Raw genomic sequence first — 18,060 nt, 5'->3', positions numbered from 1 at the left:
TAGCCGGACGCTCATACCTCGACCCGCAGGACCTGCCGGTCAGTCCTGCTCGAAGGACTCCGGCGGGGGGCACGAGCAGACGAGGTTGCGGTCGCCGTAGGCGCCGTCGATGCGGGCCACCGGCGGCCAGTACTTGTCGGCAGCGTCGACACCGACGGGGAAGACCGCGGTCGCGCGGTCGTACCCGTGCGTCCACTCCCCCGCGATCTCGGCGGCGGTGTGCGGTGCGTGGCGCAGCACGGAGGACTCGACGTCCCCCGAGGCCGCGACGGCATCGATCTCGCCGCGGATGGCGATCATCGCGTCGCAGAACCGGTCGATCTCGCCCTTGTCCTCCGACTCCGTCGGCTCGACCATGAGGGTGCCCGCCACGGGGAAGCTCATCGTCGGCGCGTGGAAGCCGTAGTCGATGAGGCGCTTGGCGACGTCGTCGACGCTCACGCCGGACTCCTTGGTGAGGCCGCGCAGGTCGAGGATGCACTCGTGCGCGACGACGCCGCCCGGACCGGTGTAGAGGACCGGGTAGGCGTCGCCGAGGCGGTGGGCGATGTAGTTGGCGTTGAGCACGGCCACCTGCGTCGCGCGGGAGAGACCCGCGCCGCCCATGAGGCGCACGTACGCCCACGAGATCGGCAGGATGCCCGCGGACCCGTACGGCGCGGCGCTGATCGGACCCACGCCCGTCCCGGGGCCCGCAGCGGGCGCGAGCGGGTGGTTGGGCAGGTACGGCGCGAGGTGCTCGCGCACCCCCACCGGACCCACGCCCGGACCGCCGCCGCCGTGGGGGATGCAGAAGGTCTTGTGCAGGTTGAGGTGGCTGACGTCGGCACCGAACTTGCCGGGCTGGGCGAGCCCGACGAGCGCGTTGAGGTTGGCACCGTCGACGTAGACCTGGCCGCCCGCGTCGTGGACGAGGGCGCAGAGCTCGCTGATGGTGTCCTCGAAGACGCCATGCGTGCTCGGGTAGGTGACCATGATGGCCGCGAGCTCGTCCCGGTGCTTGTCGATCTTGGCCCGCAGGTCGTCCATGTCGACGTCGCCGCCGTCGGCCGTCTTGACGACGACGACCTTCATGCCCGCCATCACCGCCGACGCGGCGTTGGTGCCGTGCGCACTTGCCGGGATGAGGCAGATGGTGCGCTGCTCCTGCCCGTTGGCCGCGTGGTGCGCCCGGATGGCGAGGAGGCCAGCGAGCTCGCCCTGGGAGCCGGCATTGGGCTGGAGGGAGACCGAGTGGTAGCCCGTCACCTCGCTCAGCCAGCCGCTCAGCTGAGCGATGAGCTCACGGATCCCGACCGTCTGGTCGTCGGGAGCGAAGGGGTGCAGCCCGGCGAATTCCGGCCACGTGATCGAGACCATCTCGGTCGTCGCGTTGAGCTTCATCGTGCACGAACCGAGCGGGATCATGCCGCGGTCGAGGGCGAAGTCCCGGTCGGACAGGCGACGCAGGTAGCGCAGCATCGCCGTCTCGCTGCGGTGCGCGTGGAACACCGGGTGGGTGAGGTACTCGCTCGTGCGCAGCAGCTGGCTGGGCCAGTCGGGGGTGACCCGGGGGGCGTGGGAGCCGTCGACCTCGAGCGGGTCCACGGAGTCGGTGGTCGCGCCGAGGGCCCGCTCCACCGCGGCCACCTCGCCCGGGTCCGTCGTCTCGTCGATGGACAGCAGGACGGTCTGCTCGTCGTGCTTCCAGATGTTGACGCCCGCCTCGAGTGCCGCGGCGACGGCGGCGTCCGCGCCACCGGCCACGGTGACCCGCAGCGTGTCGAACCACGGTCCGTCGGCGACCTCGAGGCCGGCCGCACGCAGCTTGTCGGCCAGGCTCACCGCGGTGCCGTGCACGCGCTCGGCGATCGCCCGGAGCCCGTCGGGACCGTGGTAGACGGCGTACATCGATGCCATGACCGCGAGCAGCACCTGCGCCGTGCAGATGTTGCTCGTCGCCTTGTCACGGCGGATGTGCTGCTCGCGCGTCTGCAGAGCGAGGCGGTAGGCGGGACGACCGGCGGCGTCGACCGAGACGCCGACGAGGCGCCCGGGCAGGGTGCGCTCGAGGCCCTCGCGCACGGCCATGTAGCCCGCATGGGGGCCACCGAAGGCCATCGGGACACCGAAGCGCTGGGTCGTGCCGACTGCGACGTCCGCGCCCCACTCCCCCGGCGAGGTGAGCAGCGTGAGTGCGAGCAGGTCCGCGGCGGCGGTCACCAGGGCCCCGACCTCGTGGGCCGCCTCCGTCAGCGCCCGCCAGTCGGTGATGATGCCGTCGGCGCCCGGGTACTGCACGAGGACGCCGAAGACCTCGCGGTCGCCGGCAGCGGCCCGCAGCTCGGCCGCGGAGCCCACGCCGGAGAGGTCGGCCACGACGACGTCGAGCCCGAGCGGCACGGCACGGGTGCGGATCACGGCCTGGGTCTGCGGGAAGGTGTTGGTGTCGAGGACGAGGACGGCGTCCTTGGCCACCTTGCTCGAGCGCCGCATGACGGTCATCGCCTCCGCGGCCGCCGTGCCCTCGTCGAGGAGCGAGGAGCCGGAGGTCTGCAGGCCGGTGAGGTCGGCGACCATCGTCTGGAAGTTGAGCAGTGCCTCGAGGCGGCCCTGGCTGATCTCGGGCTGGTAGGGCGTGTACGCCGTGTACCAGGCCGGGTTCTCCAGGACATTGCGCTGGATGACCGACGGGGTGATGGTCCCGTAGTAGCCCAGGCCGATCATCGACGTCAGCACGGTGTTTCGGGAGGCGAGGGCGCGCAGCTCCTCGATGGTGGCGAGCTCGCTCGGCGAGGCCGGGATCTGCAGTGCGTCGGTCTGCCGGATCGCGCCCGGGACGGCGGCGTCGCAGAGGGCCTCGAGGCTGGGCTGGCCGATCGCGGCCAGCATCTGCTCGACGTCGTCCTCGCGGGGACCGACGTGACGACCGACGAACTCGGACAGGGGGGACGAGGCGCTCATGAGGCTCCCTTGGGCGTGGGTGGACACAAAGCCAGCCTCCCCTTCTGTCACGCGGGAGCGCTCCAGAGGTGCCTGATCCACGAGGTCCTGGCGCCTGAGAGGTTCCGGGGAGTTTGCCCCTTCGGCGCCTCGCGCGGTGCGCGAGGACTCTCCCCCATGGGGTGAGCAGCGGCCACAGGCTATCAGCGCCGGGCGACCCGGCAGGGACTCAGGCCAGCTTGGCGCGGCGTCGGGCCGACAGCTCGTCGCCCGGCAGCTCGGTGGGCGAACCGCCCTCGGTGTCGCCTCCGAGGCGCTCGCTCGGGATCTCGAGCAGAGAACCCTCGACCTCGCGCCAGACCCGGCCCACGGCGATGCCGAAGACGCCCTGACCGCCCTGGACGAGGTCGATGACCTCGTCGGCGGAGGTGCACTCGTAGACGCTGGCTCCGTCGCTCATCAGGGTGATCTGGGCCAGGTCCTCGACACCGCGCTCCCGCAGGTGGGCGATGGCCACGCGGATCTGCTGCAGGGAGACTCCGGTGTCGAGCAGGCGCTTGACGACCTTGAGGACGAGGATGTCGCGGAAGCCGTAGAGCCGCTGGCTGCCGGAGCCGGCAGCACCCCGGAGCGAGGGCTCGACGAGACCGGTGCGGGCCCAGTAGTCGAGCTGGCGGTAGGTGATGCCGGCGGCGCTGCACGCGGCCGGGCCCCGGTACCCGATGTCCTCGGACAGCTCGGGCAGGTCGTCGTCGAAGAGCACGCCCTGGGCGCGGCCGGTCACCGGGCCCTCGTCGTTGGTGGCGTCCACTGCGCCCTCCTGCTTCGCTGTCGCCCCATCCCGAGCGGATGGGAATGACACCGGTGTGCTCCGGTGATGTCTTCGACGCTACGGCGGTCCGAGGGGGTCGTCAAACACCCCGCGCGGGGTGGCCCGACGCGTGTCGGTAACGATCAGGTCGCGGAGGGGCCCTCGTCGGGCGCCTCGAAGTCCTCCGGGGAGACCTCGTCGAGGAACTCCTTGAACTTGGCGACCTCGTCCTCCTCCTCGTCCGAGGACTCGATCCCGACCTCGTCGAGCACCTCGTCCGTGGCGAGGATCTCGGCGTCGGTGCGCAGGGCCAGGGCGATGCCGTCGGAGGTGCGCGCTGAGATCTCGGTGCTGTCGTCGAGGACGAGGGTGGCGTGGAAGACGCCCTCGAGCACGGCGTCGATCCGCACGGTCGTCAGGGTGCGGCCGAGTGCCTCGAGCACGTCGACGAGGAGGTCGTGGGTCAGCGGCCGGGGCGGCTGGACCCCCTCCTGCGCGTAGGCGATAGCGGTGGCCTCGGCGGCACCGATCCAGATCGGCACGTGCCGGCCACCATCACGCTCCCGCAGGAGCACGATGGGCTGGGAGGTGGGCATCTCCACCCGGACCCCGAGGACGTCGAGCGGCTTCACCCTCCTACCGTATCCCGCCGGCCGGGCCCCGGTCAGGAGGTGGCGCCCAGAGCCCGCCGGAGCAGGGCCTCGTGCAGCCCCAGGCAGTCCTCGAGGACCTGCCGCTGCACGGCGTCGTCGTCGAGTCCCTCCGCGGCCTCGGCCCGCCCGCGCAGCGACCGCTGCCCGAGGACGTGCTCGGCCAGCCCGACCTCGCGCTCGGCGGCGCTCTTGAAGGGCCGCAGGTGGCGCACGTCAATCCCCGCGTCGACCAGTGAGCCGCAGGCCCTCGCCACCTCGAGGTCGTCGGCGTCGAAGTGCTCGCGGGCCTTGGGCAGCAGCCCGTACGACACGAGCTCGCGGAAGGTCGTGGTGTCGATGTCCGCGGCCTGCTGCAGCTCGATCGCGGTGAGGCGAAGGGGGGTCCGCCCCCGCGCCGCCAGTCGCCCCTCCTCCGCCTCGGGTCGCGTGGGGGCGACCGCTGCACCGTCGCCGTCGACCTCGAGGCCCCGGTCGAGCGCGTCCAACCGCTCACGGATGACCTTGAGCGGCCAGAAGCGGTCGCGCTGGGCCGCGAGGACGAACCGCAGCCGCTCCACGTCAGAGGGCGCGTACCGGCGGTACCCGGATGCGGTGCGGGCGGGGGTGATCAGACCCTCGCTCTCGAGGAATCTCACCTTGCTGATCGTCACCTCGGGGAACTCGCCCTCGAGCCGGGCGATGAGGGCTCCGATCCCGATGCGGTCGTCAGGCACGGCGACTCGCGCGGCCCGTCAGGCCGCGGAGCTGGCGTAGTACACGAGGCGGAACTTGCCGATCTGCACCTCGTCGCCGGTCCGCAGCGCCGTCTGGTCGATGCGCTCCTTGTTGACGTAGGTGCCGTTGAGCGAGCCCACGTCGCGCACCCCGAAGCCGTGCTCCTCCCGGGAGAAGACGGCGTGCTTGCGCGAGACGGTGACGTCGTCGAGGAAGATGTCGCTCTCCGGGCCGCGGCCGGTCGTGACCTCGGCGTCGTCGAGCAGGAAGCGGGCGCCGGTGTTGGGTCCACGGAGCACGATGAGCAGCGCGGTGCCCGGGTGCAGGGCATCGACGGTCGCCTGCTCGTCCCGCGTCAGGTGGTAGTCGGATTCCGAGATGTCCCCGGGGACATTGGCCCCGATCCCCGTGAACTGCTGGGTGGCGGGGTCCTGCCGCCCGGGGCGCTCCTGGTCGTCGCCGTTCATCCGACGCTCCCTCCTGTCGTGTCCGTGTCAAGCCTACGTGACCGGCCCCACATCGGGCCGGTCACGGTCTGTCCTTGGGCGGTGCGTCAGCCGATCTCCGACTGGTACGCCGCGGCGTCCAGCAGCCCGGAGAGGTCGGTGCCCTCGGCGAGCTCGAGCTCGTACATCCAGCCCTCACCATAGGGGTCGGAGTTCACCAGCTCCGGCGTGGCGTCGAGGGCCTCGTTGACCGCCGTGACGTTGCCGGCGAGGGGCGCGTACAGGTCGCTGACCGACTTGGTCGACTCGACCTCCCCGCACGAGTCGCCGGAGTCGATCGTGTCACCGACGGTCGGGAGGCTGACGTAGACGACATCGCCGAGGGCCTCCTGGGCGTAGTGGGTGATGCCCACGCGCACCGAGCCGCCGTCCATCTCACGCACCCACTCGTGGTCGGTGGTGTACCTCAGGTCCTCGGGGTAGGTCGCGTCGCTCATCTCTCTCCTCATCGAGCCCGGATCACTTCGAGCCGTCTGTCGGCTCCGGGACGGGCTGAGCGTAACGAGGGGGTGAATCGGTGTGCAACGCGTCCACGTTGATCGACGCGTACTCCTTGATCGTCACCTCGCCCCCCTTGCTGCGCACGGACTCCGACACGCCGCCCGGGATCTCCATCGCGGAGCTCATCGTCTGGGGGTCGCCGATGACGATGAACTCGTACGGCTGCTCCAGCTGCTGGCCGTCCGCCTCGACTCCGCGCTCGCCGTCGCGGAACCAGGTGCTCGCGACGACGCGCACGTCGCCGACCTGCATCGCCTCGGCGCCGGCGTCACGCAGCTCCTGCACCGCGTCGAGCAGCGCGGCCGCGTCGACCTGGCCGTCGGCGTCGTCGATCGTCAGCCGGATGCCCGGGCCGGTGGCCCGCTGGGTACCGGCGAGGATCCCGAGGGTGTCCGCCCGTTCCTGCGCGGCGGCGATCGCCTCGGGCGAGTTGTCCTCGCTGTTGGCCAGGCCGTCGCGGGTGGTCTCCAGCTCCGCGATCTCGTCGTCGAGGCGGGTGCCGTTCTGCGTCACGTCGTCGAGGATGCGCACGAGCTCGTCCTGGCGCAGGTCCTCCAGCCCCTGGGACTGCGTCTGGCGCACCTGGGTCGCGATGGCGAAGCCGAGGAGGCAGGCGAGCAGCAGGGCGAACCCGTTCGCGCGGGTCGCCCGGGGCCGCGCCATGAGGTACACACGCCGCCAGGCGCTCGTCTCCTCCGGGCTCTCCCGCGGCTCCGGACCGCCGCCCTGCGCGCTCATGCCTTGAAGAGGTGGCGGCGGATCGAGGCCACGTTGGAGAAGATCCGCACGCCGAGGACGACGACGACACCGGTCGACAGCTGCGAGCCGACGCCGAGCTGGTCACCGAGGAAGACGATGAAGGCCGCGACGACGACGTTCGACAGGAAGCTGACGACGAAGACCTTGTCGTCGAAGATCCCGTCGAGCGTCGCGCGCACGGCGCCGAAGACGGCGTCGAGGGCGGCGATGACCGCGATCGGCAGGTAGGGCTGCAACCAGATCGGGACGTCCGGTTGCAGCACGAGGCCGAGGATGACCCCGACGACGAGCCCCAGGGCGGGGATCATGAGTTCTCCTTGTCCAACGGGGTGACCCGCGGCAGGGCGGCCCCCGGGGGGACGACCTGCGCCTCTCGGGTGCTGACGTTGACGGCGCTGGGGAGCGTCAGCTCGTCCTGCGTCGTCAACGAGGTCTCGATGCCGTAGTTGCTCCGCAGCCCCGTGAGGTAGGACCCGGCGGTCCCCTCGGCGAAGCGGGTCTGCATGGCGGCCGGGTCGCCGATCGCCTCGATCGTGTACGGCCGGGTGAGCGGGCGGAAGTTGACGAGGATCGCCTCGCCGGCGAAGCGGATGGCGGTGCGCGAGGTGAGTCGCTGCCCGTTGATGCTGATCGCCTCGGCGCCGGCGTCCCACAGGCCGTTGGCGAGGATCTGCATGTCCTTGGACTGCACACGCCCCTCCGAGGAGGCGCCCGTGCGGGGATCGCCGTCGGCGGACGTGCGCGTGCCGGCGGCGTCGTCGAGCGTGATCCGCAGACCGGGCCCGGTGACGGCCGCGAGGCCGCTGCTGACGCGAAGGGAGTCCAGCTCCGCCGCTCGTGTACCCACCAGCTCAGGGTCGAGCCGCGCGGTGACGGCGTCGATCTCGCGCTGCAGGGAGCGCACCTGCGTGTCGCGCTCGTCGACGGTCTGCTGGCGCGCCTCGATCTGCGTGATGAGGTCCCGGCGGGCCTCGTTGCGTGCGCCGTCGCGGCCGCGCAACTCGGCGGTGCTCACGCCGATGACGAGGCCGATGATGAGCAGCCAGACGATGAGGAGCGGGCGCCGGGTGCCGCTGGAGGCGGGCTGGCCGGCGGCCAGGCGCTTCTCCGCGGCCGCGGCATAACCGGGGTCGAGCGGTCGCTCGAGCATCGAGGTGAGCAGGGTCATCGACGCGTCGGGCCGTCGTCGCGGGTGGGCCACGCCCTTGGCGTCGGCGTAGTCCGCCTCGTCCTCGCCGAGGTCCTCCTCGCGCAGGCTCGCCGGCCGGTCGCGCCGGGGGTGCTCGTCGTCGTCGGGACGCACGGGCCTGCTCCTTCCTGCCGAGGGGGTGGATCTCCAGCGTAGGCGCTGGGCGTCCTGCCAGAGTGGAGGCATGCAACGACGTGTCCTCACCCTGGACGAAGCCGCCCTGCGGCGGCGCACGAGCATCAAGTGGCGGCTCCACGACCCCGACGTGCTGCCGCTGTGGATCGCCGAGATGGACGTCGTGCCGGCACCCGCCGTGGTCGACGAGCTGCACCGGATCGCCCGCGACGGGGACCTCGGGTACCCGGTGACGCAGCCGTACGTCGAGGCCGTGGTGGCCCTGTACGCCGAGTGGGGTGCGCAGGTCGAGCCGTCCCGCGCCCGCCCCGTGGCCGACGTCATGTCGGGGGTCCGCGCCGGGCTCGCCGTGCTCACCGGGCCGGACGACCCGGTGTACATCACCGTGCCCGTCTACCCTCCCTTCCACGCGGCCGCGCACGAGGTCGGCCGCCGGCTCGTGCCGGTCCCGCTCGGACCCGCCGGGCGCCTCGACGCAGCCGCTCTCGAGGCCGCGTTCGTCGAGGGCGGCCGCGGCGCGCTGCTGCTGTCCAACCCCCACAACCCGACCGGTACGGTCCCGACGCGCGAGGAGCTCGCCGACGTCGCGAGGGCTGCCGCCCGCCACGGCGTGCGGATCGTCAGCGACGAGATCCACGCCCCGCTCGTGCTGCCCGGCGCGGACTTCACCCCTCTGCTCTCCCTGCCGGAGGGCCAGTCCGGGCTCGCGGTCTTCTCCCCCGCGAAGGGATGGAACCTCGCCGGGGCGAAGTCGGCGGTCCTCATGGGCGGGTCGGAGGCAGCGGCGGCGATGCGCGCGCTGCCGCCGGGTCTGGAGTACACGACGAGCCACCTGGGCGTGCGCCTCCACACCGCGGCCCTGGTCGGTGCTCGGGACTGGCTGGCGGACCTCGTGCTCGACCTCGACGCCAACCGCACGCTGCTCGCCGGGCTGCTGGCCGAGCACCTGCCGAGGGTGCGCTGGCAGACCGTGGAGGCGACCTACCTCGCGTGGCTGGACCTGCGCGAGCTCGATCTGGGCGACGACCCGGCCCACCACCTGCGTGAGGTCGCGCGGGTCGCCCTCTCCCCCGGACCCCCCTTCGGGGCGGGTACGGGGTACGCCCGGTTGAACTTCGCCACGTCGCCGCAGATCCTCACCGAGGCGGTGACCAGGATCGCCCGGTCCGTCTAGTGGGATGTCTCACTTTGGGCTGAATCCCCTTGCGCCACAACGGAATCGGCCACCCGGCGTGGACGGCGATTTGATCTCCACGCTGGTCACGTTAGGTTGAAACAGGTGATCGCCGACCCAGAGATGCCCGACCAGAGCCAGCAGTCCCCGTTCACACTCCGTCACCCCGACGTCGCCGACGGCGGCGACATGTGGCGCGTGGCCAGGGACTCGCAGACCCTCGACCTCAACTCCTCGTACGCCTACCTGCTGTGGGCGCGCGACTTCGCCGCAACGAGCGTCGTCGCCGAGCGCGAGGGCAGGGTCGTGGGGTTCGTCAGCGGGTACCTGCGGCCACGGGCACCCGAGACCCTCATGGTCTGGCAGGTGGCCGTCGACGCCGACCAGCGCGGCCACGGCCTCGCCGCCCGCATGCTCGACCACCTGGCGCGGTCCGTGCCCGGCGTGACGATGCTCGAGACGACGATCACCGAGGACAACGCCGCCTCCCGGGCGCTCTTCGCCCGGTTCGCCCGGACGCGCGACGCCCACCACGAGGAGCTGGCGCTCTTCGAGCAGTTCCCCGACGAAGGGCACGAGCCGGAGGTGCTGCACCGCATCGGACCGTTCTGACCCGGCCGCCACGAGAGACCACCCCTGCAGATCCCTCCACGGAAGGACCACCCCATGAGCAACCCCGCCACCGACATCTTCACCGAGCGCGAGTCCGAGGTGCGCAGCTACTGCCGCAACTGGCCCGTCGTCTTCGACACCGCGAAGGGCGTGTACCAGACGACCGAGGACGGCGAGCGCTACACCGACTTCTTCTCCGGCGCCGGTGCGCTCAACTACGGGCACAACAACGACGTGCTCAAGGAGGCGCTCGTCGAGTACATCTCGCGCGACGGCGTCACCCACTCGATGGACATGCACACCAAGGCCAAGCGCGAGTTCCTCGAGACCTTCACCGAGCTGATCCTCCAGCCGCGCGGCATGACGCACAAGATCCAGTTCCCCGGGCCGACCGGGACCAACGCGGTCGAGACCGCGCTCAAGACCGCGCGCAAGGTGACCGGCCGCGAGGAGATCGTCTCCTTCACCAACGCCTTCCACGGCATGACGCTCGGCGCGCTCGCCGTCACCGGCAACGCCTTCAAGCGGGCCGGGGCAGGGACGCCGCTCTACCACGCCACGTCCGCCCCGTACGACGACTACATCGTCGGCGAGACCTCGGACTTCGCCTGGCTCAAGCGCATCTGGGCCGACAGCGGCTCCGGCCACAACCTGCCTGCCGCGGTCATCGTCGAGACCGTCCAGGGCGAGGGCGGCCTCAACGCCGCGCGCGGCGAGTGGCTGAAGGAGCTGCAGGAGCTGTGCCGCGAGCACGGCGTGCTCCTGATCGTCGACGACGTCCAGGCCGGCTGCGGCCGCACCGGGACCTTCTTCTCCTTCGAGCCCTTCGGCCTCGACCCCGACATCATCACGATCAGCAAGTCGATCTCCGGCTACGGCCTGCCGATGGCGCTGACCCTGATGAAGCCCGAGGTGGACGACTGGGAGCCGGGCGAGCACAACGGCACCTTCCGCGGCCACAACCCGGCCTTCGTCACCGCGACCACGGCGCTGCGCACCTACTGGTCCGACGACGCCCTGCAGCAGGACGTCGCGGCCCGGGCCGCCCAGCTCCACGAGCGCCTCGAGCTCTTCGCCGGTCTCGCCGAGGGCAGCGAGGTCCGCGGCCGAGGCCTCCTCGCCGGCGTCGCCTTCGCGGACAAGGAGGCGGCCGAGAAGATCGCGAAGGCGGCCTTCGCCAGGAAGCTGCTCGTCGAGACCTCCGGGCCGTCCAGCGAGGTCGTGAAGATTATGCCGCCCCTCACCATCACCGAGGAGGAGCTGGCGGCCGGTCTCGACCAGCTCGAGGACGCGGTCCGCGAGGTGCTCGGCGCACCCGCACGCGCCGGCGCCTGATCCCCCTTCGCTCCACCGCACCCGACACGACAAGGAGACCCACATGAAGGTCCTGAACGTCAACGACCTGGACGGCACCGAGTACGACGTCCAGCACGGCAACTGGCAGAGCCGCCGGATGGTCCTCGCCAAGGACAAGGTCGGCTTCAGCTTCCACATCACCATCCTCAAGGCCGGGACGTCCTCGGAGTTCTGGTACGCCAACCACGTCGAGGCGGTCTACGTCTACCAGGGCAAGGGCACGCTCCTCGACCGCGACACCGGCGAGGAGTTCGTCCTCGAGCCGGGCGTCATGTACATGCTCGACGACGCGGACAAGCACACCGTGACCGTCGAGGAGGACATCCACTGCGCGTGCGTGTTCAACCCGCCGGTCACCGGCCGTGAGGTGCACGACGAGAACGGCGTGTACCCGGTCCTCACCGAGGACTGAGCACCACGAGGACGAAGGGGGGCGGACCGGCTGGTCCGCCCCCCTTCGTCATCGCGTGGCGGGTACGCGACGTCAGTGGTTGCGCAACGCGTCGATCAGCTCGGCCTTGTCCATCGACGACCGCCCCTCGATCTCCAGCTCCTTGGCGCGCTCCCGCAGCTCGTCGACGGTCCAGTCGTCGTACGAGCCGGACTCACCACCCCGCCGGCCGACCTCGGAGCGGGAGGTGTTGGCAGCGGCGTTGGCGATGCGCGCCGCCTTCTCCTTGCTGGCGCCGTCGTCGCGCAGCTCCTCGTAGAGCTCGGCGTCCTTGACGCTCGGTCCCGGCTTGCGCTCAGGCATGACGTGCTCCTCTCGTCGTCAGGTGGCTGGGCCCTACCCCCGCCCGTTGGCTGCATGCATCGGCCGAGAGACATGTTTTCTCCTCCCACGGGGTAGATGGGCCCTCATGGACACCCCGACCCCAGAGCCGCAACGCGACCGCGCGCCGTGGCGCGCGCCCCTGCAGCGCACGGCCGTGCTCGCCATCGACCTGCAGGAGGCCTTCTTCGAGGACCCGTCCCTCGCCGCGCGCCGGGAGACGCTCGTCGCCCGGTGCCGCCAGGTCCTGCGGTGGGCCGAGCGCGAGCAGCTGCCGGTGGTCACGGTGCGCACCGTCCACCAGCGCGACCGGTCGACGTGGACGATCACCATGCTCGAGGACGACCAGGGGTACCTCTTCGAGGGCGACGACCACACGGCGTGTCTCGACGAGCTCGACCTCTCGGCGGCCACGCAGGTCGTCAAGACCCGCGACGACGCCTTCGTCGGCACCGACCTCGAGGAAACCCTGCGCGGGCTCGGCGTCGAGGCGCTCGTCGTCATCGGCGTCTCGACGCACTCGTGCGTGCTGCTCACCGCGGCCCACGCCTTCGCGGTCGACCTCGAGGTCGTGCTCGTGCGTGACGCCATCGCCTCGCACCGCCCCGAGCTGCACGAGCTGACCCTGGACACCCTGCGCGACGAGTACCGCTTCCCGGTGCTGTCCGCCGATGCCCTGTGCCGGGTCACCAGCATGGTCACCGAGGACGCCCGGTGAGCGTCAGCCGGTGGCGCCCAGGACGGCGAGCACAGCGGCGTTGAAGGCGGGCAGGTCGTCGGGCTTGCGGCTCGTCACGAGCATCCCGTCCGTGACGACCTCCTGGTCCACCCACGTGCCCCCGGCGTTGCGCACGTCCGTCTGCAGGCTCGGCCACGAGGTCACCGTGCGGTCGCGCACGACGTCCGCCTCCACGAGCAGCCAGATGGCGTGGCAGATCGCGGCGACGGGGCGGCCGCCCTGCACGAAGTCGCGCACCAGGCCGACCGCTCCGGCATCCAGGCGCAGCGCGTCGGGGTTGGCCACACCGCCGGGCAGGAGGAGCCCCGCGAAGTCCGTGGCGGAGACATCGGCGACGGTGCGGTCCACCGGGAAGCTGTCCGCCTTGTCGAGGTGCTCGAAGGCCTGGACCTCGCCCTGCTCCGGGGCGACGAGCACGGGCTGCCAGCCCGCCTCCTCCAAGGCCTTCCACGGGCTGGTCAGCTCGACCTGCTCGATGCCCTCCATGGCCACGAGCACCGCGATGCGGCGAGTGGTCCGGTCGTCGGTGGACGCCATGGTCTGCTCCTGTCGTCGGGGTGTCTGTCCCCGGCGCCCTACCCCCGCACACGCGCCCCATGCACGGTCCGCAGCGGGCAGGATGGCCGGATGAGCGATCACGACGGCCCCACCGACAGGGACGAGACGGCGTCCGAGCGCGCCGACCGCAACTGGAACGACCTGCTGCAGGAGTTCCGCGTCCTCCAGACCGGGGTCCAGGTGCTCGGCGGCTTCCTGCTGACGCTGCCCTTCCAGTCCGCCTTCGCCGACCTCGACTCCTTCCAACGCAACCTCTACCTCGGGCTCGTGCTCCTCGCGACCGTCACCACGACGCTCCTCGTCGCCCCGATCGCCGTGCACCGCCGCGTCTTCCGATGGCAGCGCAAGGATCGGCTCGTCGCGGCCGGGCACACCATCGCGAGGATCGTCCTGGCGCTCGTCTCGCTCCTCGTCACCGGTATCGCGACCTTCGTCTTCGACGTCGTGGTCGGGCGCGGAGCCGCCTTCGTCGTCGGCGGTGCCATGGTGCTGCTCGTCCTGGGGTCGCTGGTGCTCCTCCCCTTCGTCGTCGGCGGTCGACCGCCCCGATCCGAGGAATGAGACAAGAGTCGCAAAACCCGGGCGCGCGCGTCTCGGATGGCGAGTGCCGGTGGATCTACGTAACGTCGCCTGACGTGCAAAGCCGCGTCCGCACGCGGGAGACGTTCGACCCCAAGGAGATCCATGAGCACGCACACCCCTGCGGGTGCGCCCGCAGCAGGCGCTGCAGGCACGGCCTTCGAGGACCTGCCGCCGCGCCGGACGATCAAGCAGGCCGTCGCCGCGTCGGCGATGGGCAATGCGACCGAGTGGTACGACTACGGCGCCTACGCGGTCGTCGCGACGTACATCGGCAGCCACTTCTTCCCCGGTGAGCACGCGACCCTGCTGACCCTCGCGACCCTGGCGGTGTCCTTCGTCGCCCGACCCTTCGGTGGCTTCTTCTGGGGGCCGCTCGGTGACCGGCTCGGGCGCAAGGGCGTCCTCGCGCTGACGATCATCCTGATGTCGGCCGCGACCTTCTGCATCGGCCTGCTGCCGACCTACGAGTCGATCGGCCTCTGGGCGCCCGCGCTCCTGGTCGTCCTGCGCCTCGTCCAGGGTTTCTCCACCGGCGGTGAGTACGGCGGCGCCGCGACCTTCATGGCGGAGTACGCGCCCGACAAGCGTCGCGGCCTCTACGGCAGCTTCCTCGAGTTCGGCACCCTGGGCGGCTTCGCCCTCGGTACGGCCGTCGTGCTCGTCCTGCAGGTCCTTCTCGGCGAGGCCGCCATGGAGGACTGGGGCTGGCGCATCCCGTTCTTCGTCGCCGGCCCGCTCGGCGCCATCGGCCTCTACCTGCGTTCGCAGCTCGACGAGACGCCGGTCTTCGCCGACCTCGAGGAGTCGGGCCAGAGCGAGCAGTCCGCCGCGCACGGACTGCGTGACCTCATGGTCGAGTACTGGAAGCCCATGCTCACGATGGCCGGGCTGGTCGTCCCGCTCAACGTCGTGAACTACACCCTGCTGACGTACATGCCGACCTACCTCGAGACGAAGATCGGCCTGGACGCCAACAAGTCGCTCATCGTCATCCTCGTCGGCGAGCTGTTCATGATGGCCCTGCTGCCCTTCTGCGGGCACTACTCCGACATCATCGGACGCCGCAGGATGTGGTGGTTCTCGATGATCGGGCTCTTCGTCTTCGCGGTCCCGATGTACTGGCTCATGGGCCGCAGCTTCGTCGGCGCGCTGATCGGCTTCGCCGTGCTCGGCCTGCTCTACATCCCGCAGCTGTCGACGATCTCGGCGACCTTCCCGGCGATGTTCCCGGCCCATGTACGGTTTGCCGGGTTCGCGGTGACGTACAACGTCTTCACGGCGGCCTTCGGTGGCACGGCGGCACCGGTCAACGAGGCGGTGGTCGGCCGGACCGGCTTCCTCGAGTTCCCGGCCGTCTACATGATGATCGCCTGCGTCATCGGCATGGTCGCCCTCCTCTTCCTCAAGGAGACCGCGGGGGCGTCGCTGCACGGCACCCACGTCCCGCAGTCCGAGCCCGAGGACTACGGCTCGGACGCGATCGCCGACGAGGCCGCGGCGATGGACGCGGCCGGCCGCTGATCCGGCGGGCGCGGACGAAGGGGGGCGAGCGCGGACACCGTGCTCACCCCCCTTCGCCATGTCCCTACACTCGTCGGGTGACCGGTCCCACGACGCGCACCGCTGCGCATCCCCGCCTGCTGGCGGAGGCCGCACGCATGCGCGTGCACATGCGCACCGTGCGCCACCCGGGGACCAACGGCTGGATCAGCACCTGGGGCACCAATGCCCACGGGGAGATCGCCGGCTGCCCGCCACCCTCCGGCTGAGGCCCCGCCGACGGCGGCGCCTCCCGGGCAGCCACTCCCCTCCCCAGACAAGGTCGTCACGCATGTCCCAGTCCTCCCAGACCCCCAGCCGGCTGGCTCCCCACGAGATCTGGCGCGGTGTCCACGCGACGGCGCAGAGCGACGCCGTCGGCGGTGCGCTCCTGCTCGGTGCCACCGTCGTCGCGCTCGTGCTCGCCAACTCCGGCCTCGCGGACCTCTACACCTCCGTCCGCGACTTCACCCTCGGCCCGCACGCGGTCCACCTCGACCTCACCGTCGGCGAGTGGGCCGCCGACGGGCTCCTCGCGATCTTCTTCTTCGTCGTCGGCCTGGAGCTCAAGGAGGAGTTCGTCGCCGGCAAGCTGCGCAACCCGCGCCAGGCGGCGCTGCCCATCGCGGCCGCCTTCGGTGGTGTCGTGGTCCCCGCGCTGATCTTCACGGCCATCGCACTTGCCTCCGACTCCGAGGGCGCGCTGCGCGGCTGGGCCATCCCGACGGCCACCGACATCGCCTTCGCCGTCGCCGTGCTCGCCGTCGTCGGACGCTTCCTGCCACCTGCACTGCGGGTCTTCCTGCTGACGCTGGCGATCGTCGACGACTTCATCGCCATCACGATCATCGCGATCGTCTACACCGAGGGCCTGCAGCTGCAGTGGCTGCTGCTCGCGCTCGTCCCGCTCGCGCTCTTCGCCGTCCTCGTCCAGCGGGGCGTCATCAGCTGGTGGCTGCTCGTCCCCCTCGGCGTGCTCACCTGGGCGCTCGTCCATGCCTCCGGGATCCACGCGACGGTGGCAGGGGTCCTCCTGGGGTTCACCGTGCCGGTCGTCGCCAGCGAGCGGGCGCGCGTCCTGGCGTCGACCGACGAGGACGGGACACCGGTCTACGACGGGATCGCCGCACACCTGGCGGACCAGTGGGGCGTCTTCACCACGCTCATCGCCGTGCCGGTCTTCGCCTTCTTCTCCGCCGGCGTGACCGTGGGGGGCCTCGACGGGTTCCGCGCCGCCCTGCAGGACCCGATCACCCTCGGGATCATCGCCGGCCTGTTCATCGGCAAGCCGATCGGCATCACGACGACGACCTACGTCCTCAGCCGGCTGCCGGCCTTCCAGCTCGACGAGTCGCTCCGCTGGCCGGACATCATCGGCATGGGCTTCGTCGCCGGTGTGGGGTTCACCGTCTCGCTCCTCGTGGGTGAGCTCTCCTACGGCGCCGCCAGCGTCGCCGACGAGCACGTCAAGATCGGCGTCCTCCTCGGCTCGCTCGTCTCCGCGCTCGTCGGGGGGGCGCTGCTGGCCATGCGCAGCCGACGGGCCCAGCCGGCGGGTGCGACCGCCGCCTGACCCGCTGTCAGAAGACGGGCTTGCCGCCCGTCACGCCGAGCACCGTGCCCGAGACGTAGCTCGCCTCGCGAGGTGAGGCGAGGAAGACGAAGGCCCCCGCGCACTCCCCCGGCTGGCCGGCCCTGCCGAGGGGGGTGTCGGCGCCGAAGGCCTCGATCTTGTCCTCGTGCTGGGTGGCCGGCTGCAGGGGTGTCCAGATCGGCCCGGGTGCCACGGCGTTGACCCGCACCCCGCGCGGGCCGAGCTCGGCGGCGAGGTTCACGGTGAAGTTGTTGATGGCGGCCTTGGTCGACGCGTAGTCCAGCAGCGAGGTCGAAGGTTGGTAGGCCTGGATCGAGCTGACGTTGATGATGCTGGAGCCGCTGCCGAGGTGCGGCAGGGCCGCACGGGTCAGCCAGAAGAGCGCGTGCAGGTTGGTGCGCAGCACCCGCTCGATGCGCTCGTCGCTCATGTCCTCCAGGCCCTCGTCACGGGCCATCTGCACCCCGGCGTTGTTGACGAGGACGTCGAGACCGCCGAGACCCTGGACGGCGGCATCGAGGACGTCGGTGCACGTGGTGCGCTCGCTCAGGTCACCCGGGCACAGCACGGCCGTGCGCCCGGCGTCGCGGACCCAGCCGGCCGTCGTCTCCGCGTCCTGCTGCTCCTCGGGCAGGTACCCGATGGCCACGTCGGCGCCCTCGCGGGCGAAGGCGATGGCGACGGCCCGACCGATGCCGGAGTCACCGCCGGTGATCAGGGCACGCAGGCCCTCGAGGCGCCCGGACCCCACCCACGTGTCCTCGCCGTGGTCGGGTACCGGGTCCATGCGCTCGGTCGATCCCGGGAGGGACTGCTGCTGCGCCGGGAACCCGCCGTCGGGGCCGGTGGCCATCCGGGCGGCGCGGACGCTCAGATCGGACTCGCTCATGGCACGCTCCTGCTGTCGTGGGGTGGTCCGAGCGGGACTACCCCCGAGGCAGGTG

General features: G+C 71.3%; 21 protein-coding genes and 1 riboswitch. Of the genes, 9 read left to right on the top strand and 12 right to left on the bottom strand.

The window, feature by feature from the left end:
* Positions 1–39: 39 nt before the first annotated feature.
* The 9 genes from gcvP to ABC138_RS04975 form a co-directional block, all read right to left on the bottom strand.
* A complete protein-coding gene (gcvP, locus tag ABC138_RS05015) occupies positions 40–2,943 on the bottom strand; it encodes an aminomethyl-transferring glycine dehydrogenase (protein WP_068421577.1) in 2,904 nt (967 codons plus the stop codon).
* A 72-nt stretch (positions 2,944–3,015) separates the two neighbouring features.
* A riboswitch (glycine riboswitch) is annotated at positions 3,016–3,108 on the bottom strand.
* A 43-nt stretch (positions 3,109–3,151) separates the two neighbouring features.
* The gene (locus tag ABC138_RS05010) at positions 3,152–3,733 is read right to left on the bottom strand and encodes a MerR family transcriptional regulator (RefSeq protein WP_068324315.1); all 582 of its coding nucleotides are present in this window, start codon (positions 3,731–3,733) and stop codon (positions 3,152–3,154) included.
* 143 nt (positions 3,734–3,876) lie between these two features.
* Entirely contained in the window at positions 3,877–4,365 is a 489-nt protein-coding gene (locus ABC138_RS05005) for a bifunctional nuclease family protein (protein WP_082807490.1), read from the bottom strand.
* A gap of 32 nt (positions 4,366–4,397) precedes the next feature.
* Entirely contained in the window at positions 4,398–5,099 is a 702-nt protein-coding gene (locus tag ABC138_RS05000) for a MerR family transcriptional regulator (protein WP_068324318.1), read from the bottom strand.
* A gap of 18 nt (positions 5,100–5,117) precedes the next feature.
* The gene (locus tag ABC138_RS04995; RefSeq protein ID WP_068324321.1) at positions 5,118–5,567 is read right to left on the bottom strand and encodes an FHA domain-containing protein; all 450 of its coding nucleotides are present in this window, start codon (positions 5,565–5,567) and stop codon (positions 5,118–5,120) included.
* 86 nt (positions 5,568–5,653) lie between these two features.
* Positions 5,654–6,043 carry a glycine cleavage system protein GcvH gene (gene gcvH / locus ABC138_RS04990; RefSeq protein ID WP_068324324.1) on the bottom strand — a complete coding sequence of 130 codons (390 nt, stop codon included), beginning with the start codon at positions 6,041–6,043 and terminating at the stop codon, positions 5,654–5,656.
* Between the two features lie 22 nt (positions 6,044–6,065).
* Entirely contained in the window at positions 6,066–6,845 is a 780-nt protein-coding gene (locus tag ABC138_RS04985; protein WP_068324327.1) for a DUF881 domain-containing protein, read from the bottom strand.
* Positions 6,842–7,174 carry a small basic family protein gene (locus ABC138_RS04980; RefSeq protein ID WP_068324330.1) on the bottom strand — a complete coding sequence of 111 codons (333 nt, stop codon included), beginning with the start codon at positions 7,172–7,174 and terminating at the stop codon, positions 6,842–6,844. Before ABC138_RS04980 ends, ABC138_RS04985 begins: the two co-directional genes overlap by 4 nt.
* Positions 7,171–8,169, bottom strand: coding sequence for a DUF881 domain-containing protein (locus tag ABC138_RS04975; protein ID WP_068324333.1), 999 nt, complete (start codon positions 8,167–8,169; stop codon positions 7,171–7,173). Before ABC138_RS04975 ends, ABC138_RS04980 begins: the two co-directional genes overlap by 4 nt.
* A 70-nt stretch (positions 8,170–8,239) precedes the next feature.
* Here ABC138_RS04975 and ABC138_RS04970 point away from each other — a divergent pair, with 70 nt between their 5' ends.
* The 4 genes from ABC138_RS04970 to ABC138_RS04955 all read left to right on the top strand — a co-directional run bounded on the left by ABC138_RS04970 (position 8,240) and on the right by ABC138_RS04955 (position 11,744).
* A complete protein-coding gene (locus ABC138_RS04970) occupies positions 8,240–9,364 on the top strand; it encodes an aminotransferase class I/II-fold pyridoxal phosphate-dependent enzyme (RefSeq protein WP_345912905.1) in 1,125 nt (374 codons plus the stop codon).
* A gap of 123 nt (positions 9,365–9,487) precedes the next feature.
* Positions 9,488–9,976, top strand: coding sequence for a diaminobutyrate acetyltransferase (gene ectA / locus ABC138_RS04965; RefSeq protein WP_345912938.1), 489 nt, complete (start codon positions 9,488–9,490; stop codon positions 9,974–9,976).
* 54 nt (positions 9,977–10,030) lie between these two features.
* Positions 10,031–11,311, top strand: coding sequence for a diaminobutyrate--2-oxoglutarate transaminase (gene ectB, locus ABC138_RS04960; RefSeq protein ID WP_068324336.1), 1,281 nt, complete (start codon positions 10,031–10,033; stop codon positions 11,309–11,311).
* Positions 11,312–11,354: 43 nt separating this feature from the next.
* Positions 11,355–11,744, top strand: coding sequence for an ectoine synthase (locus ABC138_RS04955; RefSeq protein WP_068324338.1), 390 nt, complete (start codon positions 11,355–11,357; stop codon positions 11,742–11,744).
* A 72-nt stretch (positions 11,745–11,816) separates the two neighbouring features.
* Here the strand turns inward: ABC138_RS04955 and ABC138_RS04950 are convergent, their stop codons facing one another.
* Positions 11,817–12,086 carry a Rho termination factor N-terminal domain-containing protein gene (locus tag ABC138_RS04950; RefSeq protein WP_068324342.1) on the bottom strand — a complete coding sequence of 90 codons (270 nt, stop codon included), beginning with the start codon at positions 12,084–12,086 and terminating at the stop codon, positions 11,817–11,819.
* A 106-nt stretch (positions 12,087–12,192) separates the two neighbouring features.
* Here ABC138_RS04950 and ABC138_RS04945 point away from each other — a divergent pair, with 106 nt between their 5' ends.
* On the top strand, positions 12,193–12,822 hold the full coding sequence (locus tag ABC138_RS04945) for an isochorismatase family cysteine hydrolase (protein ID WP_345912904.1): 630 nt from the start codon (positions 12,193–12,195) through the stop codon (positions 12,820–12,822).
* Positions 12,823–12,825: 3 nt separating this feature from the next.
* Here the strand turns inward: ABC138_RS04945 and ABC138_RS04940 are convergent, their stop codons facing one another.
* Positions 12,826–13,380 carry a type 1 glutamine amidotransferase domain-containing protein gene (locus ABC138_RS04940; RefSeq protein ID WP_345912903.1) on the bottom strand — a complete coding sequence of 185 codons (555 nt, stop codon included), beginning with the start codon at positions 13,378–13,380 and terminating at the stop codon, positions 12,826–12,828.
* 90 nt (positions 13,381–13,470) lie between these two features.
* Here ABC138_RS04940 and ABC138_RS04935 point away from each other — a divergent pair, with 90 nt between their 5' ends.
* The 4 genes from ABC138_RS04935 to nhaA all read left to right on the top strand — a co-directional run bounded on the left by ABC138_RS04935 (position 13,471) and on the right by nhaA (position 17,095).
* The gene (locus tag ABC138_RS04935) at positions 13,471–13,962 is read left to right on the top strand and encodes a DUF6328 family protein (protein WP_345912902.1); all 492 of its coding nucleotides are present in this window, start codon (positions 13,471–13,473) and stop codon (positions 13,960–13,962) included.
* 123 nt (positions 13,963–14,085) lie between these two features.
* Entirely contained in the window at positions 14,086–15,504 is a 1,419-nt protein-coding gene (locus tag ABC138_RS04930; protein ID WP_345912900.1) for an MFS transporter, read from the top strand.
* 77 nt (positions 15,505–15,581) lie between these two features.
* Positions 15,582–15,752, top strand: coding sequence for a hypothetical protein (locus ABC138_RS04925; RefSeq protein ID WP_345912899.1), 171 nt, complete (start codon positions 15,582–15,584; stop codon positions 15,750–15,752).
* Between the two features lie 62 nt (positions 15,753–15,814).
* Positions 15,815–17,095 (top strand): Na+/H+ antiporter NhaA, encoded by a 1,281-nt coding sequence (gene nhaA / locus ABC138_RS04920; RefSeq protein ID WP_345912898.1) that lies wholly within the window; start codon positions 15,815–15,817, stop codon positions 17,093–17,095.
* Between the two features lie 7 nt (positions 17,096–17,102).
* Here nhaA and ABC138_RS04915 read toward each other — a convergent pair whose 3' ends face one another.
* Complete coding sequence (locus ABC138_RS04915) at positions 17,103–18,005, bottom strand: SDR family oxidoreductase (protein WP_068421596.1); 903 nt, start codon at positions 18,003–18,005, stop codon at positions 17,103–17,105.
* Positions 18,006–18,060 lie beyond the last annotated feature (55 nt).

The sequence above is a fragment of the Janibacter sp. LM genome (assembly GCF_039631275.1).
Classification (GTDB): domain Bacteria; phylum Actinomycetota; class Actinomycetes; order Actinomycetales; family Dermatophilaceae; genus Janibacter; species Janibacter terrae.
This window is presented reverse-complemented; position numbering and strand designations above follow the sequence as displayed.